Annotated in this window: 14 protein-coding genes and 1 riboswitch; of the genes, 6 read left to right on the top strand and 8 right to left on the bottom strand. The window is 40.3% G+C overall.

The window, feature by feature from the left end; genetic code table 11:
• Positions 1-139: 139 nt before the first annotated feature.
• On the top strand, positions 140-610 hold the full coding sequence (locus I6F43_RS16535) for a hypothetical protein (RefSeq protein ID WP_197103238.1): 471 nt from the start codon (positions 140-142) through the stop codon (positions 608-610).
• Between the two features lie 108 nt (positions 611-718).
• Here the strand turns inward: I6F43_RS16535 and I6F43_RS16530 are convergent, their stop codons facing one another.
• Positions 719-2,584, bottom strand: a complete 1,866-nt coding sequence (locus I6F43_RS16530; RefSeq protein ID WP_197103237.1) for a TonB-dependent receptor plug domain-containing protein — start codon at positions 2,582-2,584, stop codon at positions 719-721.
• A gap of 187 nt (positions 2,585-2,771) precedes the next feature.
• Here I6F43_RS16530 and I6F43_RS16525 point away from each other — a divergent pair, with 187 nt between their 5' ends.
• Positions 2,772-3,260, top strand: coding sequence for a peptide-methionine (S)-S-oxide reductase (locus I6F43_RS16525; protein WP_024607556.1), 489 nt, complete (start codon positions 2,772-2,774; stop codon positions 3,258-3,260).
• A 473-nt stretch (positions 3,261-3,733) separates the two neighbouring features.
• Here I6F43_RS16525 and I6F43_RS16520 read toward each other — a convergent pair whose 3' ends face one another.
• From I6F43_RS16520 to I6F43_RS16505, 4 genes are all read right to left on the bottom strand, one after another.
• Entirely contained in the window at positions 3,734-4,285 is a 552-nt protein-coding gene (locus I6F43_RS16520) for a DUF4136 domain-containing protein (RefSeq protein WP_008134542.1), read from the bottom strand.
• Between the two features lie 406 nt (positions 4,286-4,691).
• The gene (locus I6F43_RS16515) at positions 4,692-7,466 is read right to left on the bottom strand and encodes an ATPase (protein ID WP_165722543.1); all 2,775 of its coding nucleotides are present in this window, start codon (positions 7,464-7,466) and stop codon (positions 4,692-4,694) included.
• Positions 7,463-8,011, bottom strand: a complete 549-nt coding sequence (locus I6F43_RS16510; protein WP_010553432.1) for a condensin complex protein MksE — start codon at positions 8,009-8,011, stop codon at positions 7,463-7,465. The genes I6F43_RS16515 and I6F43_RS16510 overlap by 4 nt, the downstream gene beginning before the upstream one ends.
• 3 nt (positions 8,012-8,014) lie before the next feature.
• Entirely contained in the window at positions 8,015-9,286 is a 1,272-nt protein-coding gene (locus I6F43_RS16505) for a hypothetical protein (RefSeq protein ID WP_197103235.1), read from the bottom strand.
• Positions 9,287-9,508: 222 nt separating this feature from the next.
• Between I6F43_RS16505 and nhaD the strand changes: the two genes are divergently transcribed.
• Together nhaD and lysC are read left to right on the top strand one after the other, a co-directional pair.
• On the top strand, positions 9,509-10,756 hold the full coding sequence (gene nhaD / locus I6F43_RS16500; RefSeq protein ID WP_007375803.1) for a sodium:proton antiporter NhaD: 1,248 nt from the start codon (positions 9,509-9,511) through the stop codon (positions 10,754-10,756).
• 101 nt (positions 10,757-10,857) lie between these two features.
• A riboswitch (Lysine riboswitch) is annotated at positions 10,858-11,030 on the top strand.
• 75 nt (positions 11,031-11,105) lie between these two features.
• Complete coding sequence (gene lysC / locus I6F43_RS16495) at positions 11,106-12,509, top strand: lysine-sensitive aspartokinase 3 (RefSeq protein ID WP_197103233.1); 1,404 nt, start codon at positions 11,106-11,108, stop codon at positions 12,507-12,509.
• Between the two features lie 88 nt (positions 12,510-12,597).
• Here the strand turns inward: lysC and I6F43_RS16490 are convergent, their stop codons facing one another.
• On the bottom strand, positions 12,598-13,356 hold the full coding sequence (locus I6F43_RS16490; protein WP_197103231.1) for a 4'-phosphopantetheinyl transferase family protein: 759 nt from the start codon (positions 13,354-13,356) through the stop codon (positions 12,598-12,600).
• A gap of 141 nt (positions 13,357-13,497) precedes the next feature.
• On the opposite strand from I6F43_RS16490, the gene I6F43_RS16485 reads away from it, so the two are divergent.
• The gene (locus tag I6F43_RS16485; RefSeq protein WP_197103229.1) at positions 13,498-14,820 is read left to right on the top strand and encodes a sodium-dependent transporter; all 1,323 of its coding nucleotides are present in this window, start codon (positions 13,498-13,500) and stop codon (positions 14,818-14,820) included.
• 94 nt (positions 14,821-14,914) lie between these two features.
• Here the strand turns inward: I6F43_RS16485 and I6F43_RS16480 are convergent, their stop codons facing one another.
• Positions 14,915-15,895 (bottom strand): 2-hydroxyacid dehydrogenase, encoded by a 981-nt coding sequence (locus tag I6F43_RS16480; RefSeq protein ID WP_197103227.1) that lies wholly within the window; start codon positions 15,893-15,895, stop codon positions 14,915-14,917.
• A gap of 104 nt (positions 15,896-15,999) precedes the next feature.
• Positions 16,000-16,572, bottom strand: coding sequence for a glutathione peroxidase (locus I6F43_RS16475; protein WP_197103225.1), 573 nt, complete (start codon positions 16,570-16,572; stop codon positions 16,000-16,002).
• A gap of 121 nt (positions 16,573-16,693) precedes the next feature.
• Here I6F43_RS16475 and I6F43_RS16470 point away from each other — a divergent pair, with 121 nt between their 5' ends.
• The gene (locus tag I6F43_RS16470; protein ID WP_197103224.1) at positions 16,694-17,575 is read left to right on the top strand and encodes an NAD(P)-dependent oxidoreductase; all 882 of its coding nucleotides are present in this window, start codon (positions 16,694-16,696) and stop codon (positions 17,573-17,575) included.
• The last annotated feature ends 853 nt before the right edge of the window (positions 17,576-18,428 follow it).

Here is an 18,428-nt window from a genome sequence, read left to right as displayed (position 1 = left end):
AAGCAGTCGTTAATTTATTTAATGGCGAAATATTAGACATATTTAACTTTGTTGCTAATATAGGAAATTGTAAGATACTTTTTATAAATCTCATTTATAGGTGATTTCGTTCAATCTTAATTTTTAAAAGGAAAGAAAAATGAAAAATTTACTTACAGCATTTACATTAGGTGTGACTTTATTAGGTTGTTCAAACTTACCCATTAAAACCGATATTAAAGAAGGCCACTTTAGACTCGAAAACTTTAAAAGAGAGCAGGGAGTAGATCTAGAATATGTCCACTTGATGTGCTTTAACAAAAAACCTACACAATGGGCTGAACCAAAGCAGTATATCAGTGGTGATCATGATTTATGGGTAAAGGCGAGTGTTTCAAACCCTGATGTTTTAAATAGTCAAAAAGAAGCTTTTGTTAATTTTAACGTTAATTTAGATTCTGATAAAAGCTACATGCTAAATAGAAAAAGGGAAGGGGATAAAATATCAATCTGGATACAAGAAGTTGAAACCGGTACGGTTGTTTCGCAGGTTCTTACAGATGAGCTTAGTCGCCCTTTACAAATTGATAATGAGCTAAGAAAAAGACAATGTCGTTCTGGTTCAATATAAGCTGAGTAATCAAAGCTCTTAATATTTAGTATGCCGTTTATTTTTTGCTGAATATTTATTCAAAGACCTGTCTTAAATAAACAGGTCTTTGAATGTGATAGCTCAATTCTACCAACTATACGTTGCGCTTAACGTATATTGCTCACCTCGCCCTGGTGTACCAGGTATCTCTTCAAACGATTCACCCCATAAGTTATCTGCCGCTAAAGTAATAAATAAGTTTTTTAGCATTGGCGGCGTAATTTTTAACGTTAAATGGGTAAATAAAGCATCGTCGTCACTACCGCGCAGCGCATTTTCGTGCTGTTTGCGCCACTCGTTATCTATTCTAAACTGCAATATATCAGTAGGATTCCACACTGCGCCGAGTGTTAGGCGGTGATCAGGAAAGTTTAATGCGTAAAAACTAGCGTCAATATCTGCCGCACCGTAATTTTCTGATTTATGAAGGTAGGTGTAACTCGCTACAATTTCGGTTGTTTCAAAGTGTTTAGTTGCTAAGAACTCAATGCCCGTTGTATTTATATCTACAGGGTTTGCAAAGCGCGCAGAGCTTGAGTCAAAATTAAACGTCCAATCGGTTAAGTTGTCATCTTTACGATAAAAAATAGCCGAATTAAGTTGCCAAGTTTGCTCATCAACTAATAAACCTAGCTCTAGGCTTTTAGTCGTTTCGCGCTCAAGGGTGTAATTACTTCTAAATAACCCGCCTGAATCACTTCCGCCAATGGCAGTATAGCCTGCTACTTGGCTCGCCTCTGCGTACGATAGATAAAACGTGCGCTCAAAACCTTTACTGTTATGTGTATTAAGCGCTATATCACCAATAAGTGACAGTTCAGAGTCGTCTCTGTTTGTATCGTCAAACGCAGCGCCTAAACGAAATGCAAGTTGTTTATTACCCTCAAGTGCCATTTTGTATTCAGGCAATACGCTTAATTTATAATACTTACGAGAGGTAAAGTTGTTTTCAAGCATGGTCGATTCAATTGAGTCGTCAATAAACTGTGCTGAATAATTTAAAGCAAACACATCGCTTTGAGCATGATGCCCCGATAGCGCTAACGACTTAACTTCACTTTTGTGAAACGCTTCAAAAGCGCTTGGATTTTCGCGAGAGTAAATATAATGATCGTCGTGTGTGCGGTAATAAGCCGACACTTCAAAGTTACTATCCTGCGCATAACTTTGCTTATGGTTTAGCATTAATAAGCGGGTTTCTAGCTCTTCTGTTTCGTTAACGCCAAATGGAGTGTACAAATTTGGCCAACCAAAAAACTTATCTTGTGAGCCAAAAAATAAATCTGTTTGAGAATCAGCGCTAGCTAACTGAACGCGACCCGATGCACGCGTAAAGTCGTGATCGCCGTTATCAATAGTGCCATCGCTTTGTGAGTGAGAAATCTCACCTTCAAAACCAAGCTTCCAATCCTTTGCGCCTTCAAGGGGAATACTCACACCTGCATGTAAGCTTTGTAAGTTAAAATCGTTTGTGCCAGTACCTACCGATACACTGCCGCCCGTGCTAATTGGTTTCCAGCCAAACGATACAGTGCCTACAGAGCTATTAGCCCCATTAAGCGCGTTGTCTGCGCCTGTTAAAATATAAGGGCCGGTAAGCATTTGCGGTGCAATAGGAATTTCAGCAAAATAATGCCCAGACTGTGGGTCAAGTAAAGTAGCACTGCCAATCCTAAAGCCGGTGTTTTCAAAAATACCACCGCGTATAGTTACATCGGCTTGCGCTTCAGCCATATTACGTGATTGTAAATCAACACGTGGATCATACTCTAAATTAGATACTGGAGAGTCAAATGTACCTACAGGTAATGTGTTTGCAGTGGGCGATGCCTCAACTGTTATTTTTTCGATTGCCGGTGATGTTTCAGTTTTATCAGTTACAGCTTCGCCGTAGGCAAAACTGCTCACGCTGCATAGCAGTGCAGGGAGTATAAAGTGCGGTGACCATTTCATGTTGTGTGTCTCATTTTTTATATGCAATTACGGTAACAATTAAATTCAGAACACACTTTTAAGGCGTGATAAAATAATTCAATTAAACAACTGCGATTTTGGCGCGATTGTACATTAATTCATTAAAAACTGCATTTGATTATCATTTGCAACGTTAATGCATCTAACAAACTTGGTCACATTTATTATGAATATAAAACAGCAAGATACTATTTACTTTGCAGGTGGCTGCCTGTGGGGCGTGCAAGAGTTTTTAAAGCACTTACCTGGTGTAATAAGTACTGAAGCAGGGCGGGCTAATGGAAAAAATGATAATACACAAGGCGAATACGACGGTTATGCTGAGTGTGTAAAAGTAATATTTAGTACAAAAGAGGTTAGCTTAAACGAGCTGTTTGGCTTCTTTTTTGAGATTATTGATCCGTATAGCGTTAACAAACAAGGGGATGACGTAGGCCCTAAATATCGCACTGCCATTTATAGCAAAAGCCAAGATCATTTAAAGGTCGCTAGCAATTATATAAGCCAGCGAAGTGATGCTGATAAAATTGTGGTAGGGGTCGAGCTGCTAACTAACTACGTGCCAAGCGATCCTGAGCATCAAGACCGCTTAACTAATCATCCTGATGACTATTGCCACATACCGCTTGAGTTACTGCATAAGTATAAATCGTAACTTTAACGCGNTGAGTTACTGCATAAGTATAAATCGTAACTTTAACGCGGTGTTTTTGTAGACGTGCAGCTTGCTGACGTGACGAGCGCAGCTCGTAATTTAAGATGGAATATAGCGCTATAAAGTAATTAGAAGCTATCGCTTCTCGCGCAAGCAAGCTTAGCGCCTACGGGTAAAGTTTGACGCGGTGTTTTTTGTAGACGTGCAGCTTGCTGACGTGACGAGCGTAGCTCGTAATTTAAGGTTGAATATAGCCCTATAAAAGAAAGTAATTAGAAGCTATCGCTTCTCGCGCAAGCAAGCTTAGCGCCTACAGGTAAAGTTTGACGCGGTGTTTTTTGTAGACGTGCAGCTTGCTGACGTGACGAGCGCAGCTCGTAATAACTTTATTTTAAAAGTTCCAAAAATACACACCCACAAAAAAGCTCACGTACTGTGAGCTCTTTTAAAACTTACTTATAGCTAATTTTAACTTACTGCTGCTTTTGCGGCGGGAAGTTACTTAAAATTTCGCTCACTGTTTTATTAATTGATGCTTCACGTTGTTCTGGCGATTGATTTTTCTTTAATCGACCTTCTTTTGCGCCGCGCCATACTAGCTGGTTAGATTCACGATCCACAATATCAATAATCAGTGTACCCACTTCGTATTCACGCGCAGTTGTATCGCGTTGAAAACCAGTACCCCAATAACCCCAGTGCGGGCGGTAGTTTATATTGAAGTTGTCTACTTCAAGCTCTTTATCTACCGATGCATGATAGTTAACAAGTACATCAGCTTGCGCTGCATCAACTAAGCTCATACCTAATGTTTGGCTCAGCTCTGCATTAACGGCTGTGCGAACACGCTTTTCCATTAGGCCATTAATTTGATAGTTATTTGTGTCTTTAGTTAGGCTGGCGTTTTCTACCCAAGCAAATGTTTTAAAATTACTAAAGTTAGCTGATTTATCGTAATCCCAATCTGGGGTTTGTGTACAGGCTGTAAGAAGTGCTAGCGCTGCAACAATAAGTATATTTTTCATTACGTTTGCTCCAATAAAATGCATTAATTTAAAATAACACACATAGTTTAAATGTGTATTATTTAAACGTCCTAAATATTAGTCTAATTGTCAGGGCGTGTTGACCTTTCGTGGTTGAATTTGCAGCAGTATGTTTGGTATTTGGGCAAGGCAGAGCCTATGTAGTGTGGTTATTCCCCATAAATAGGTGATAACGCAGCATAAATGCCAAACATGCGCTGCCCGAAGGGTTCTGCCTAGGGGCAATTAACTCTTTGTTGCTCGGTTTTTACTTAGCCCACTAGGTTACAAACCTCACGCCGCGATTAAATTGCCCCTAAATTGAACAAATTTCAATCCACAAAGGTCAACACGCCCTAAGGCTGAACGACTAATTAACCTCTGTTAATTAGTCATCAGTAAAAGTTTAATGTTCAACTTCAATCCAATCTTTTTCATCTACCCAGTTTTGTGCACCGTCTTTTACTGAACGAATAGGCACAATGTAGTCACAACTTATTTGTGGCTTAACTGAGGCAAATATAGGCACAAAACCAAAGCTTAGTGCGGTTTCTATAATTGCTTTTTGATTTTGTGGGTCAATGTCGGCCGCTTCATCTATGTAAATAGGTATACGGTATAGGTTTTGTTCCTGATCGCTTAATAAGTAACGAATAAACAACATGCCACACAATAACTTAATAGTAATTCGTGTGCCGTTTGAACCCGCCGAATCTATTTTTTCAAAGTGTTCGGTTTCACCTGCGCGGTTAACCACTTCAAATCGAATATCAAATAAATCGGTAAGCGTTAAACCCGCTTTATCTGAGGCGAGTTTAATTAAGTGATCTTTCGCTTCGTTTACCGCACTTTCGCTGTACGGTTCTTGGCTCAGTAAATCAAGTGTGTCACCTTGCTCAAACTGATGCGACGTGCTGATAATGGTATCTATACTATCAACCAGCATTTTGCGCGGTATGACGTTAATTTTAAATGCTTGCAGGTTTGAAATACGGTGCTGGCTTATGCCTTTATTAAAGCTGTTCATTTCGCGGCGAAGTCGGTCTAAATCTTCTCGTAAGCCTTTAATGGTCGCAGCCACTTCGGTAAGCGCAACGCGTGCTTGGCGTTCAACCGCATCGCGTTCGTTATCAATATTATGAAAGGCGCTTATTAGCTTTTGGTATTTAGTGTATTCGTCATTTTCGTTATCGAATTTAGTAATACCCGCGTTATATACATGCAAATAGGTGTTGCGTACGTTTATGTCAAAATTACGCAGCTCTTGGCAGTCTTTATTAAAATGATGAACAAGGTCGCTTAAGTTATCAAAGTCGACTGTAATATCAATCATATACGGGGTTACTTTACCACTGTATAAATCAAGCGTGTGATCAATTCGCTCGCTCTTAACTTGGCGCAGGCGCTCAGTTTGGCGATTAATTTGCTCTTGTTTCGATTTAATTAACGAGCGACGATCGGCAATTGAGCCACTATTTTTTTGAATATCTTGCAGGTAGTCGTCAACTTGTTCGCGCTCAGCTAATAACTGCTCTTTTAGCATAGCTTGCGCTTCAACCGACTGCTGCATTACTTCAAACTGCTCTAAACGTTTTAGGGCGCTCTCTGCGCTCATAAGCTCATCGTATAGCGCGTCTTTTTCTTTTTGCTTGTCGGCAACGTTTGCTGCAACATCGCGTTGTTGCTTAAACTCTTTAAGTGAATGCTCAAGTGCACTGAGCTGAGCGGTTAATTGCTCTTTGTTTTCGCCGCTTTGCATTTGCACAGGCGAGAGCTTTTTAAGCTTAATGCTCGCACCTGGTAGCGTTAGTACGCCGCCTTTAACGTTTTCACTTAATAGCGATAAAAATTCCCCAAACGCATCTTCGTCATCAATGGTTATATCGCCATTAGTGGTGGTTGCAAACGAGAGAATATCTGGGTTTAAAATCCGCGATATTTCTTCTACTTCTTTTAACGAGAGGTCTTCGCGCATACGGGTAAACAAATTAAACTCAAGGTTTTTAAGTTGCAGCTTTAAGCTCTTAATTTGTTTTTGTGTTTCGCTAATCCGGTAGTCAAGCGTATGTAGGCTTTGTCCTTGTGCGCTGGTTATAGAGTGTGAAAGCGACTCGTAATCTTGCTTTAACTGAGTCAGGCTGGTTTTAAGCGTGGCTTTATTTACCAGTTCAAATTCGCTTTTAAGCGCATCGTAATCTAAAAACCACTGCTCAATTTGAGTTTGTCTGCGCTCTATATCACGCGATTGCTGTACGTATAGGCTTTGCTTTTGCTCAAACTCGTGTTTTTCGTGCTCTATATCTTCAAGCGCTATACCCAGCTCATTAAGTTGCGATTCTTGATAGGTATCAAAATCAATCAGTGCTTGGTCAATTTTAGGCGCATACGCGGCTAATTTACCTTTAAGCACGGTTTGGTTTTCAAGCATTGATTCAAGCGCGGCTATTGGCTCTTGCATTGACTCAAGGGCTTTTAATTCGCGTTTTGAGCGATTTACTTTATCAAACGAGCGACGCCATACTTCATAAAAATCGACCTTAGAGTTCGACATATGGCGTTCAAACACGCGTAGCATAAAGCGTTTTACGTCGCTTGCGCCTAATTTGTGTAAGTTAAGAATACGTCTAAATATTTCTTTATAAATAGAAGAGTCTTGCACATTATTAAGCGGGATCATTTTTAGGTTAATGTCGCCGTCAAAAGGCGTTGCGCCGCCAGTAAGTAGCGCGTTGAGCTCTTGTGCTTTAAGCTCAATAGGATTGTAATTAAGCGATTTTAAATGGTTGAACAGCTTGGTAAATTTAATAATAGTTTTACCTTGCGTGTACTGCTCTAAATCAAGCTTTCCTTGATAACAAAAGTACTGATGCGCGTAACCGGCAATTTTACCAAGTCCCGCAACGCCTATTACTACCGAGCCATGAGGCAAGTTAGCTTCTAGTAAAATGTACGACTGATCGGATGAAAAATAAAACTTACGGGTTTCATCTAAATCGTGTCCGTCCCATTCTGTTAAGCGTAAATCGTTAATAAGTGGAAACTGCAGGGCGTTAATAACCGAGCTTTTACCTGTGTTATTTGGCGCGCAAATAGAGCTGCTTTTATCAAGCGGGATCACACATTTTGCATAGCCTGCGGTGTTAAGTAGGGCGAGTTTACTTAGTCCGTATAGATTTTTCATTCCTCGTCCTCTGTAATATAGGTTTCTTCGTTTACTTCCATGAGTGCATCTATGTAGCGGTGAATTGGCGCTTGTAGCATAAAGCCGCCTTCTACTTCACGGGCTAAACCTAAGCGCACCATGCGCAGGTAAACGTCTTTGCGCAAATCAGATCCCGAAAATATCTCAAGCTGATCAAACAAATGTTTGTTAATTTGCACCAGCGTTTGCATAAGCTCTAAATCGTTTACGTCGTCAAACAATGCGCGCATTGGGTCTTTACCCGTATTGGCGTAGTGCTCAATTAAAATGTAAATAGTGAGCGCGATAGCGCGAGATATTTTGCCCATATTGGGTGTGCTTTCGTCGCTACCAAAATAATAAAAGCCACGGCTGTCGCGTTTTAAATCGTTACCTAAAGCGGTAAATAGGGCGGTGTAGTCTTCTATGTGTTGGTCAAGCTCTTGCCACATTACGTTGTCTTGCTCGCAAATGTGATAACCCGCTACTAATTTTTTATTAATGGCTTGTAGGTGGGTTAGCTCGTCTAAGTTTATGTGTGTCATGATTTATTTACCTGCCTTTGAATCTGGCTGAGGCTCTGAATTAAATGGATATAAAGAAAAGTGCTGACCGGCAATTTTTACGCGGGCTTTTTCATCACTTTGAATTATTTTAATATCGCTGTCGCTGACTAATTTTTGATACAAAAATAGCATTTCGTCGGCATCGAGATTTGGGTAGCTTTCGTCTAAAAATTGCAGCAAGGGCTGAGCCTTTTTGCGTTTTTTATTAAAGCGCTTAGCAAAGCTGGTTTTAACATCGTTGTAGTCAGGAATATTAGGCGTAACAAATGCAGGCACGTCTTGTTGATCTGGCAATTGGTATTCTTCGTGTTCAAATTCAACCAAGCTTGCCATGTAAGCCACAATATGACGTTGCTGACCAAGTGAATATCGCTGCGCGTCGCTCACAAAATGTGGCTGCACAGCGCTTAGCATATTGTCTACGCCATTTTTACGTACAAGCCCAAGTACTTTAGCTGCTTGGCGAGTAATTAAGTTATTACGGCGTAGCTCTTCGCGCAGCGGCATAAGCATATCGGCACTTTTACGTAAGCTTTCTCTACCCACTAAATGCATTTCGAGTATACGGGTACGTAATTGCTCCAGCATGCGTTTGTCGGTATACGCTTTACCTGAGCGCTCAATGTGCAGTATTTGCTTACTTATTTGCTCTTCAATGAGGGTAAAACATGCATGAAATTCACCGCGAATATCAACCATTTCAAGCATTGGCTCTATGTATTCGTCAAACGCTTCTATTACTGCTTTGTAACGCTTTTGCAGCGATTGCACCGCATTATTAGATTTAGCTTGTTCAACAATATTTAAAATAGCGTTTTCGTTGTGTGCGTATAGCTTCATTATTTTACGCACCCGATCATCCATAATGCGGCTGTAGCGGCGTAAATCGTCAAAGTCTTCTATTTCGCCAGCGTTATCTAGGCGGTTACCTAAACGTGCGAGGTCGTCGACTAATACGCTAATTTCTTGCGCTAAGCCTAAATGCTCTTCTTGCAGTAAAAACGTAGCAAAATCGGCAATGGCACGATTTATTTCAAGCTGAGAAGATTTAGCCAGTGGAATTAAAATATCTTGGTTTAACAAGCGATTTGTTTCTTTATAAATGCGTTCGTTTGACCACGTAGGCTGCTTTTGCTTAATCGCGTTTTGTACGTCTTTTAGGCTAAAGTCAGCCATTTTAAAACGTTTAAATAATAGCGCTAATACACCCCAATGTTCGGTTATGGTGTTTAGCAGCTTTTTAGCTGGGATCATAAGAGGTTACAACATCCTAGTATTTTATTATTGAGTTCTTTTAGAAGACTCATTATTACGTATTTTTAATTAACCTTGTCTGTATATAGTATTCGTTTTTAAGACCATTTAATAATAGTTTTTGCATAGAGGCAGTGCTAAAATTCGCGCCGAAAATAGGCACATGAAATGGAATGTTATTTGTGTGTTCTTTAAAACTATATCAAAGGTTGTTTAACTACCATGGTTTCCTCGATTATTCTAACCCTGATAGCGATTGCATTTTTACTGATCGTTATAGAAGATATAATCCATGTTAATAAAGCTAAAACCACGCTGTTTTTTGGTACGCTTTGCTGGATTCTTCTTTTTATATACCCCCTACACGGGCAAAGCCCCGATACGATTCAACACCTTTTAAACGAAAATATTTTAGAAATTGCCTCTCTATGGCTATTTTTAATGGCTGCAATGACCTTTGTAGCGTATTTAAATTCAAAGGGGTTTATAGAAAATATTGTGCACCGTGTTATGCCAAAAAGTATTAGCGAAAAAAAGCTCATGTTTTTGGTGGGTGGTTTTGCATTTTTGTTTTCGTCGATTTCAGACAATGTAACAGCTACGCTTATATCGCTTGCGGTTGTGATGTCGTTAAAACTTGAACCTAAAAAGCTCATTAAATACGCCACGCTTATTGTATTTGGTGTTAACTCAGGTGGGGTATCGCTAATAACAGGTGACGTAACCACACTGATGATATTTTTAGATGGCAAAGTAACCATTGCTCATTTATTACTACTTATAGCGCCAGCTCTTGCAAGCGTTATGCTGCTAGCTGCGTTACTGTCTATAGGTATGAAAGGGCGTGTTGAGTTTGCTGGTGCAGGTAAAACCCGCATTGAAAAAACCGACATTACCATCGCCGTTATATTTTTATCTACCGTAGTGAGCACACTTATGCTGAGTGTAGTTTACAGCGTACCGCCTTTATTAACCTTCTTGTTTGGCTTATCAGTGATGTTTTTAGTAGCGCAATTTTTAATGCGCAAAAAAGACATTAACAAAGACATAATCGATTTTGTTCGCGATATAGAATACGACACATTATTGTTTTTTGTAGGTGTACTTTTACTTGTTGGCGCACTTAAAGAAATTGGTATGTTGAGTAAATTTACCGACCTATATACGGTAATGGCACCTGAATACGCAAACTACTTAATGGGCATATTATCAGCAGGGGTCGATAACGTACCGCTTACTGCTGCTTTATTAAAAGCCGATATAGTAATGAGCCAACAACACTGGTTGTCGTTTACTTATGCAACGGGCGTGGGCGGTTCAATGCTTATCATTGGGTCGGCTGCGGGCATTATTGCCATGAGCAAAGTTAAAGCGCTTACCTTTATGAGCTACTTGCGTTTATCGCTGCATTTATTAATTTGCTACACGGTTGGATATGCGGGCTCGTATTACATGGGCAGTTTTATTTAACTCATAAATTATTAAATGCTTGACAGCTAGACGTCTAAACGATAACTTTCAAAGCCCCGCTACTTAGTGGGGTTTTGTTTTATTAGCCACTGGTTAATAAAGCATTCAGAAGAGGTGCGATACTTAGGTACTTAATGTTAGGCGACGAAAGCCGATGATCATTAAGGAGGGAAGTACTCGCCGAGGAAAATAATGGTACGTCGTCATTATTTTTCGGTTTATGGGGCTGAATCCTCAAAACTGTCACCAATATAGGTGGAGAGCTTCTGGCAGTGGACTTATCTTCAAGCATTCCTTTGCCAAGTTCTTCTTGTTTTATTGCGATTTGGATATCGCGAAAGGAGACTAAATGACTACCCAATCAGCGCCACAAACAGTGCCTCAAACAGAGTTAAGCGCAAAATCAGATTACATCGTTGCCAAATTTGGCGGAACAAGTGTTGCAAACTTTGAAGCGATGAGTCGCTGTAGCGAAATTATTGTTGCAGATAAAAGCGTACGTATTGTTGCCGTGAGCGCTAGTGCTGGCGTAACTAATCATTTAGTTGCACTGTGTAAATCAAGCATTACCTCAAGTGAGCGCCAAGAGCACATAAACGGCGTGCTTGCTATTCAACAAACTATTTTAGATGAGTTATCGCTAGATGCCGATTTAGCGATTGGCTTTAACGAAACCCTAAAAGCATTTCAAACATTGGCTCAAGAGTCACTAACAACCGATCAGCAACACGACGAGCTACTTAGCTTTGGTGAGCGTTTGTCGTCGTATTTATTTGCTCAGGTGCTGCGTTTACAAGGTTTAAATGCCGATCGCTTTGATGTGCGCAAGGTGCTTAAAACCGACAGCCAATTTGGTAAAGCAACGCCTAATGTTGCAGCCACAGCTCAAGCTGCTAAAGAACATTTAATCCCGTTATTAGACGCTCAAGTAATTGTGACTCAGGGCTTTATTGGCAGTGACGAATACGGCCAAACAACAACGCTTGGACGTGGTGGTTCAGACTACAGCGCTGCATTATTAGCTGAAGCAATCAACGCTAAAAGCGTGCATATTTGGACCGACGTAGTAGGTATTTTTAGCACCGACCCGCGTTTGTGCTCAAAAGCGACGCCTATTGCACGTTTAAGTTTTGACGAAGCCGCCGAAATGGCAACCTTTGGCGCAAAAGTATTGCACCCAGCGACTATTTTACCAGCGAGCCGTAGCCACATTAATGTGTTTGTAGGTTCTAGCCGAGAGCCTGAGCGTGGCGGTACATGGATTGAGCGCGAAAAATCGCAGCAACCAGGTATACGCGCAGTAACACAACGTAAAAACCAAATATTGCTTACGCTTAAAAGCCCAGAAATGCTACTAGCAAGCGGCTTTTTAGCACGCGTATTTACACTATTAAGTGAATACAATATATCGGTAGATTTGGTAACTACATCAGAAATCAGCGTAGCTATAACCCTTGATAACGCGCAAAACGCATCGCGCCCAGAGCTTGATCAAGAATGCCTAGATAAGCTTGCAGAGTTTTGCCATGTTTCGGTAGAAAACAACCTAACACTGGTGGCACTTATTGGCTCTGAGATTCAATTACGCCAACACGAAATGAACTTAATGAGTGTACTAAAAGACTTTAACATTCGATTAATTTGTCACGGTGCTAGTAAGCACAACCTGTGCTTTTTAGTAGAGCAAACTGAGTCAGATAACGTAGTACAGTCTATTCATAGCCGTTTATTAGAAAACGATTTTGCTGCGTAAATAATTTTACTATTAAGAAGCGGCTATTCAGGAAAGTGATTTATTAAAGTTACCTAGTAAAATCAGTTAATAAAGTTACTTAACAAAATCACTTAACAAAGTCGGTTAATAAAAAGCATCGCCAGTCGATGCTTTTTTTATGCACCACACTCACATCAAAACAAACATTGCTGTCACTGCTATCAGCTACAGTAACGCGATTACTGCAAGCACTCAGCTTTGCACTATGTAATTCGTCAAACACATTGGGGCTAAGTAATTTTGCAATAGGGCGGCTGGTGGCTTTAGCAAGTGACTCTTTTAATGTCCAAATTCTAAAAAACGTATCTGCTTGGGCTTGGGTATTAGTGGGCTCGGTAATAAGTGTAATTTCATCATTATGATAAAAATGCTTAGCGAGCTTTTCAAACGGGCGCTTTAGGCTTACTTTTTCAATATCAAAACCAAACTCACTTTTATCAAGATTTAGCGCAACCCCAACTAAACCATGCGAGTGTGAAATACAGGTATTTATAACATCACCACTCACATGTATTTGCAGCTTTGAGCTTGCTTCGTCAAATTCTGTACTCATTTTATTAAGCGCTACGTGCGCATATTGCGGCTGCGCTATTTTAATAAGGTGTTTTAACAATAACCGCGTCGCTAAATACTCTTGCTTAGCTTGCGGACTTTTACGGCGGTTTATAATAGTTAACTCAAATGGGCTTAAGCAATCGGGCAAATTAAAGTCACTAAGCTCAAGTGTTTTAGCATTAAATAATAAAATACTGTTACTCGCTAAAGACAAATTTGCCAATTGAGTTGAAGTAATACTCAAGGCGTTTTTAAAATAGTGTTCAGTCATAAAAGCCCTAAAGCAAAAGAAGTCGCTGATATTGTGAGCGGTTAACGCCACTAACAAAGGCTGGGTACAATTTTATTACTCAGCTGGCATGAAATATGGTTTAATTCACAATAATCAAAATAATAACAGATTTGTAGATGTATGGCACAAGTGCGTGATGGGTTTCAAAGCCGACTTGGTTTTGTTTTAGCCGCTGCTGGCGCAGCAGTGGGTTTAGGTAATATTTGGGGTTTTCCTACGCAAGCGGCCAACCATGGTGGCGGTGCATTTTTACTGGTTTACTTTATTGTTATATTTTTACTTGCGCTTCCTGCGCTGTATACCGAACTTTATTTAGGTCACAAAGCACAAGCTAATCCTGTAAAAGCATTGGGCGATGCATGGCAAAAAACTAACCGTAAGGTTGGTGCTGCGGCAGGTTATATAGGCCTTGCGGGCGCAGTTGTTATGCTAAGTTTTTACTCAATAGTAGCAGGGTGGATGCTCTCGTACGCTATTGAACCTATAACAACCTTTTTTGGGTTTACAGGCGCAAGCGAGTTTTTACATAGCGACTCAGTGCTGCGTAATTTTGTATTTACGCCGCTTATGCTTATTTTAACTGCCAGTATTATTTTAAAAGGTGTTAAATCGGGAATCGAAACCTGGTCGCGCCGTTTAATGCCACTGTTACTTGTGCTGCTTGTTGGTTTAATTGCCTACATTGCAACACTCGATGGCGCAAGCGAAGGTTTTGCTGCGTATTTAATTCCTGATTTTAGCCAAATACTCGACCCTAATTTAATTATTGCTGCAATGGGGCAAGCGTTCTTTTCGCTCTCTTTAGGTGTGGGCTGTATGATGATTTACGGCTCGTATTTACAGCCAGATGCTAATTTACCAAAGCTCACAGCCGGTGTTGCACTACTTGATACTGGCGTTGCTTTTTTAGCGGGGTTACTTATTATTCCTGCTATTTATGTGGCGCAGCACAACGGTGTTGAAGTATTTAGTGGTGGTAAACTGATTGGGGAAGGGCAGCTTATTTTTGCTATTTTACCTGAGCTATTTAGCACCATGGGCGAAATTGGCTTATTAGTTGGTTTATTATTTTTTGTATTAATGTCTATCGCATCGGTTACGTCAACTATATCGACTACTGAAATTCCGGTAGCGTTTTTAGTCGAAAACCACAAGGTTAGCCGCACCAAAGCAACATGGGCGGTAAGCGCCGTTGTTCTTGTGTGTGCAAGCGCGATTATACTAAATTTTGATTGGTTATTTGGTTTGGTAATTATGCTATTTACCCAATACCAATTACCGCTTATGGGCTTGTTTTACTTTATTACAGTAGGGTGGATGTGGCAGCGTGGTAATAAATTACACCAAGCAACAACCGGCGTACATTACTGGTTTGCTCAGTATATTCGTTTTGTTTGCCCAATATTAATGACCTTGGTATTTGCAAATGTTGCGTTTGGTTAAGCTCTATTTAAAGTGAATTTTTAAACAAAAAAAGCGAATAGGGCTCACCTTATTCGCTTTTTTTGTGCCTGAAATTTAGGTATAGCTTATGTCTTTATAAAACCTCATTAGTTAGAGGCCTACCTTCACTTACTTCAAGTGCGTTAAATAGGGTTGTGTTTGCTATTTCGGTAAGTGCTTCTTGGGTAAAAAAGCCCTGATGGCCTGTTACTAAAACATTTTTAAAGCTCACTAAGCGCGAGAATATATCGTCTTGATTTATTTCGTCGCTGTGGTTTTTAAAAAAGAGCTCCGATTCTTGCTCGTAAACGTCAAGCCCCAGGTAACCTAGCTTTTTAGTTTTAAGCGCGCTAATACACGCGTTACTATCAAGCAATGCACCGCGAGAAGTGTTAATGAGCATAACGCCGGTTTTCATTTTGCTAAATGCCTTATCATTTATTAAATGATGAGTTTGCTCGTTCAGTGGGCAATGTAAAGAGATCACATCGCTTTGGCTAAGTAAGGTGTCTATATCGGTAATTGTATAATTACCTGGTTTTGCATAAGGGTCGCACACTAATACTTTAGCGCCAAAGCCATTTAAAATGTTGCACAGCGCAAGGCCAATTTTACCGCAACCTACAATACCCACGGTTTTATTGTGCAAGTTAAAGCCTAGTAATCCGTTTAAATCAAAATTGTCTTCGCGTACGCGGTTATACGCTTTATGGGTTTTACGGCTAAGCGTTAGCATAAGTGCAATACAATGCTCGGCTACTGCTTCTGGGCTGTATGCTGGGACGCGTAATACCTTTAAGTTATGTGCTTTTGCTGCAGTTAAATCAACGTTATTAAATCCTGCACAACGCAGCAAAATAGTATTTATGCCTTGGCTTGCCAGTTGTTCAATAACCGTGGTGTTTACGGTGTCGTTTACAAATACGCATATGGCATCAAACCCGTTTGCTAAAATAGCCGTTTGTTCGCTCAGGGCTTGCTCAAAATACGTTATTTTTATATCACGATGATCGCGTGTACTTTGTTCAAAAAAAGGCAGTTCGTACTTTTGAGTACTAAAAAAAGCAATGTTCATGGTAATAGCCTCGACGCTTAAGTATTTGTAGGGTAGTTAACCTTTAATACATTAAACTACTTTACAAGTAAGCGCCTAAGTAAAACGCATTTTATTGATTTAAATTAAGCCTTAAGCGGAGCCTTACTTGGGGTAAACAAAGGTATTTTTGACGATACTTTTTTACCACCTTTAGCAGCGTTTAACTTTGCGGCTTGCTGTAGGTTGCTTTCTATTACTTGTATAAGTGTTTCGGGCTTAGTTCGCGGTGCATAACGTGCAACAAGTTGCCCTTGTGAATTAATTAAAAACTTAGTGAAATTCCACTTAATAGCACGATTTTGCGAAATACCCCGCGTATGCGATTTTAAATAATTAAACAACGGGTGTGTTTCTGGCCCATTTACCATTACCTTGCCAAATACCTCAAACGAGATATTAAATTGATCTTGGTAAAAGTCTTTTATGGCTAAATTATCAAGCGGCTCATTTTGGCCAAACTGGTTACACGGAAACGCAAGCACAGTAAAACCATTGCCTTTGTATTGCTGATAGAGCTTTTCGAGTGCGTTTAATTGCACCGAAAAATTACACTTACTCGCTGTATTAACAATAAGGACGGTTTTGCCCTGTAATTGGCTAAGAGAAAAATTTTCGCTGTTAAAAAGTGGTGCATTAAATTGATAAATACTGTCCATAGGTTACCTACTTACCTTTCCCGCTAAGGAAATTTTATAAAGACTTTCATTCGCTTTTTTATCGACCGGTTGACATAATCGAGGTCTAGTTTCTAAGTTATCAGTTAAATAGGTCATTTTTATGTCAATGAAAGTCGCATTTATAGGTTTAGGCGTAATGGGTTACCCAATGGCGGGGCATTTAGCAAAAGCAGGGCACAGCGTATGCGTTTATAACCGCACGCAAGCTAAAGCACAAACGTGGACTGCAGAACATTCAGGAAGCCTTGCATCAACCCCGCGCGAAGCTGCCAGTAATGCCGACATCGTATTTATGTGTGTTGGTAACGATGATGATTTACGCTCAGTAGTGTATGGCAACGAGGGCGTGTTAGCGGGCATGTTACCGCACACTGTTTTGGTTGATCACACCACAACCTCTGCTGAAGTAGCACGCGAAGTGGCTGCAAAAGCGGCTCTGCAAAATATCGACTTTATAGATGCGCCTGTATCGGGTGGACAAGCGGGCGCCGAAAACGGCGTATTAACAGTTATGGCGGGTGGTAGTGAAGCTGTATTTGCTAAAGTGCAGCCAGTTATGGCGGCGTTTAGCCGTTTTAGCCAACTGTTAGGCGGCGTTGGCTCGGGACAACTTTGTAAAATGGTTAATCAAATTTGTATCGCTGGCGCAGTGCAAGGTTTAGCCGAAGGCTTACATTTTGCCAAACAAGCTGGGCTTGATGGTGAAAAAGTTATAGAAACAATATCTAAAGGCGCAGCCGGTTCGTGGCAAATGGAAAACCGCTACAAAACAATGTGGGCGGGTGAGTACGAATTTGGCTTTGCCGTAGATTGGATGCGTAAAGATTTAGGCATTGCACTCGATGAAGCTAAAAACAATGGCGCTACTTTACCAATGACCGCAACGGTCGATCAATACTACGCCGATGTACAAGCACTCGGCGGCGGCAGATACGACACCTCAAGTTTACTAGCACGCATTGAAGCACTGCATAAAAAGTAACGCTGTAGACGCGAAGCTTGCTTGCGTGACGGGCAAAGCCCGTAAAGTGATTTATTCACAAAGAGGTTTAGAGGCGCTGCGCTTTTAGAGGAAGTAATAAGTCTAAAACGGTTGTTGCTTTTATGTTTACTTATTTATTTCTCATTCGCTTCTCTTTGTGAATAGAGTTTTATTTAAGTAATTAAAAGCTGTGCTTTTCACGTGAGCAAGCTCTACGTCAAAGTGTAGATATCAGTTTTACTTTGTAGACGCGAAGCTTGCTTGCGTGACGGGAAAAGCCCGTAAGATTTATTCACAAAGAGGTTATGAGGCGCTGCGCTTTTAGAGGAAGTAATAGATCTAAAAAACTATTGTTTTTATGTCTTCTCATTTACTCCTCATTCGCTTCTCTTTGTGAATAGAGTTTTATTTAAGTAATTAAAAGCTGCGCTTTTCACGTGAGCAAGCTCGACGTCTACCGCCAAAGTGTCGATATGAGTTTTACTTTGTAGACGCGAAGCTTGCTTGCGTGACGGGCAAAGCCCGTAAAAGTGACTTACTCACAAAGAGGTTTAGAGGCGCTGCGCTTTTAGAGGCAGTGATAGATCTAAAAAATTATTGTTTTTATGTTTACTTATTTACTCCTCATTCGCTTCTCTTTGTGAATAGAGTTTTATTTAAGTAATTAAAAGCTGTGCTTTTCACGTGAGCAAGCTCTACGTTTACCGCCGGAGTATAAATTTACGCCTGTTTTGTAGATACCATCTCTCATTTTAAGCTTCAAGGCCGTATTTAACTTTCTTGGAGCTTAAACGCTTCTTGGTTTTTTATTACGCCAAAACATATATGAATGAGCTTTCGCATATTTGCACAC

This window comes from Pseudoalteromonas sp. NZS71_1 (genome assembly GCF_015864305.1).
Classification (GTDB): Bacteria; Pseudomonadota; Gammaproteobacteria; order Enterobacterales; family Alteromonadaceae; genus Pseudoalteromonas; species Pseudoalteromonas arctica.
This window is presented reverse-complemented; position numbering and strand designations above follow the sequence as displayed.